Source organism: Roseibium sp., assembly GCF_025698965.1.
Taxonomy (GTDB): Bacteria; Pseudomonadota; Alphaproteobacteria; order Rhizobiales; family Stappiaceae; genus Roseibium.
Window position 1 is genome coordinate 1 of sequence record NZ_JAILWL010000649.1, and the last position, 2785, is coordinate 2785.

4 protein-coding genes are annotated in these 2785 nt (G+C 55.1%); 1 reads left to right on the forward strand and 3 read right to left on the reverse strand.

All coding sequences use genetic code 11. The features are described 5' to 3' along the window. Positions 1 to 305 (reverse strand): hypothetical protein (locus K5905_RS31065; protein WP_297591581.1); only part of this gene is annotated, 305 nt, incomplete at its 3' end. Between the two features lie 389 nt (positions 306 to 694). After that, the gene (locus K5905_RS31070) at positions 695 to 991 is read right to left on the reverse strand and encodes a hypothetical protein (protein ID WP_297591582.1); all 297 of its coding nucleotides are present in this window, start codon (positions 989 to 991) and stop codon (positions 695 to 697) included. A 281-nt stretch (positions 992 to 1272) separates the two neighbouring features. Here K5905_RS31070 and K5905_RS31075 point away from each other — a divergent pair, with 281 nt between their 5' ends. Beyond that, complete coding sequence (locus tag K5905_RS31075) at positions 1273 to 1587, forward strand: antibiotic biosynthesis monooxygenase (RefSeq protein ID WP_297591583.1); 315 nt, start codon at positions 1273 to 1275, stop codon at positions 1585 to 1587. Between the two features lie 105 nt (positions 1588 to 1692). Here K5905_RS31075 and K5905_RS31080 read toward each other — a convergent pair whose 3' ends face one another. Further along, a complete protein-coding gene (locus K5905_RS31080; RefSeq protein ID WP_297591584.1) occupies positions 1693 to 2757 on the reverse strand; it encodes an L-idonate 5-dehydrogenase in 1065 nt (354 codons plus the stop codon). Positions 2758 to 2785: the final 28 nt, after the last annotated feature.

Below are 2785 nucleotides of genomic sequence, written 5' to 3' on the forward strand. Positions count from 1 at the left end.
TTCCGGTTCTGTTCCATGTCTTTGCGCATGGCCCGCATTGTCAGCAGTGAAGGGCGGCCCTTCGAAGGATCGACGCCATGTTTTTCCAGCAGGGTCATTGTTCTAGCGACATGGTTCTCGACTATTGCGACAAAGACAATTTCCTGGTCCGCGGTGAGCTCGAGTTGAGCGGCGATTTCGGAAGCCAACGGCATATTGGCCGGAAGCTTAGACTGGCTCGCGGCCGGTACAGAAATGAGAGTTAAAATGAGAACACTGCTGACTAAAAGTCGGCGCATCCTGGCAAGATGAGCCTTGAGGTACATTTCTCTATCCCTTTTCGACCGCCAGCAGGATTGGCGTGAGATGCGAGCGTCTCTTCAAGCCTGCCGGAGAGGAGAGGGGGCTTGGCGCCCCGTTGGACAAAAGTGATAAAGCGGGCCGATTTCTGGCGTTCTTCGGCAATGTAAAGAAATGTAAAGTTCGTAAGTCATTCTGCGGAGTTCCACGGTATGCGAATGCACTTCCGTCAATCCCAGCGGATCATCGAACTGGGACAGATCACCAGTTTGCTGTTGTCGGCGTGCCGGTAAACCGGATCACCAGTGCGTGAAGCCCGGTGCGGCGAAATTCGCCTCATTGAGCCTGTATCAACAGGATCGGGTTTGCAGCGTGACGCTGCAAAAATGGGCACCACTTTCAGTGACAGGCAGGATTATTCCAGTGTCCAGGTCATCGACGAGCCCGTTCCGCGATCGCGCGTATAGGTGACCGTATCTCCATCGAGTGAAACTGCCTGGTGGTTCTCCGGCATTGGTTCATCATCGAAGACGATGGTGCGGCAGTAATACGCTCCTTCCCAGAACAAGTTGCCTGAGATGGATCCGCCCCTGGGCCCCACGCCTTCAACCTTGCCGTCTTTGGAAACGATGACCCAGGCGCCGCCGTTCACATGTCTCCTACCTGCGATTTTCTCCAGGAAAGCCTCTTTGTCGGTGATCTGTTCAGCCAAGTTCGCTCCTCCTTGAGACCGGACTACTCATGTTAGACGAGTGTTGCTCGGGGACTAATACAGACTATACCGCACGCGCGGACAGACTGTGAGTGATTCCGTTTTCCTTGTTTTTTTCAGATCTGCGGAATAGGTCAAGTTCAGGACGCAAAAACTGCGGTCAGATTGAGACGCGGGGCCGATCGGATAAAGAAAGAAATTCTATTGGCGCTGGTCTCACTCTGTGCGCCATTCACATGTGCCGGAGAGGCAGCATGAGCGGCACGCATTTGGAGTAAAGCATGTATATCGCAATGAACCGGTTCACCATCAACAAGGGGCATGAAGACGCGTTCGAGACTGTCTGGCGAAAGCGCGATTCAAAACTGGAGCAGGTTCCGGGGTTCCGGACGTTCCATCTTCTGAAAGGGGCCCATGACGAGGAAAACGGCACCACGCTCTATGCTTCGCATACGATCTGGAACAGCCGTGAGGATTTCGTCAACTGGACCAAATCTGAGAATTTCCGCGAGGCGCACAAGAACGCCGGGAGTAACAAGGGCATGTATTCCGGCCATCCGAATTTTGAAGGGTTCGAGGCCGTCATAGGCGAGTAATCCGTCGCTGGATACGGGCCGACTGGTCCATCGAGGATGGGCCGGTCGATCCACAATGGACAGTTTTGATTTTCCGCTGTCGAAGCAGTTCCGGCAAAAAGGCATTTAAATCCTCGTCCCCTCACCTTGATCGTCAAACAAAATGTGGACTTTCATGGCGCGGGATCTGTCTCCGGCTTGATCAAAGGCCGCGACCGCATCTTCGATGTTGAAGGATGGGCTGATGATCGGATTGACCGGGATTGTACCGGTATCGATCGCCGAAACCGCTTCGGCAAATTCCTCGCTGAAGCGGTGTGTGCCCTTGATCGAGATTTCCTTGCTTACGATCAGGTTCAGCGGAACGGGTGTCTCTCCGGCGACTCCAACCATTACGATCGTGCCTCGCGGCTGCAGGCATTCCAGCCCTGCCCTGATAGCGGCCGGTGCAGCGGAGCATTCAAACACAACGTCGAATTGTCCTTTTTCCAGTTTGTACCCGTCAAGGCCATCCGGATCGCGTGCAAGATTGATCACGCTTGTCGCACCCATGTTTTTTGCGACTGCAAGTGGCATGTCCTGCAGATCGGTGACAACGATTTCGTCGGCTTTGGCCTGTGCGGCCACAGCAACGCAAAGCGCCCCGATCGGTCCGGCTCCCGTTATCAGGACACGCCGACCCTTGAGACCCGGTGCCTGCGCACGGGCATGAAGGCAGACAGCGAGGGGTTCGGCGCACGCGGCCTCCTGCGCCGTGATATTGTTTCTATAAGCAAAGACCTGCCCTGCAGGAACAACAACCTGATCGCGAAATAGACCCTGTTCATGAGGAAGCCGATAGGCGGACCCCATGAAACGCATTTCAAGGCAGTGCACATGGTCTCCCAGTCTGCAGAACTTGCAGGTGCCGCAAGGCTGGCTGGGATTGATGGCGACAAGATCTCCGACCGAGACCGAAGTGACCCTGGATCCTACTTCAATGATTTTACCGGCCGCCTCATGCCCGACGGTGATCGGTTCGCGCACTCGGATGGGGCCGAAACCGCCGTCGTGATAGTAGTGCAGGTCGGAACCGCAAATTCCTCCGGCAAGGATCGAAACCTTCACTTCCTCCGGACCGACAGGAGGGACAGACCGGGTTTCGAGGCGAAGATCATGTGCACCGTGCAGAACACATGCGCGAGAAGTCATGGCTTTTACCTATGGAAAGAGGATATTG

Excerpts from the sequence above, each read along its gene's own strand:
- K5905_RS31075 (WP_297591583.1), top strand. The coding sequence starts at position 1,273 with ATGTATATCGCAATGAACCGGTTCACCATCAACAAGGGGCATGAAGAC.
- K5905_RS31080 (WP_297591584.1), bottom strand. The coding sequence starts at position 2,757 with ATGACTTCTCGCGCATGTGTTCTGCACGGTGCACATGATCTTCGCCTC.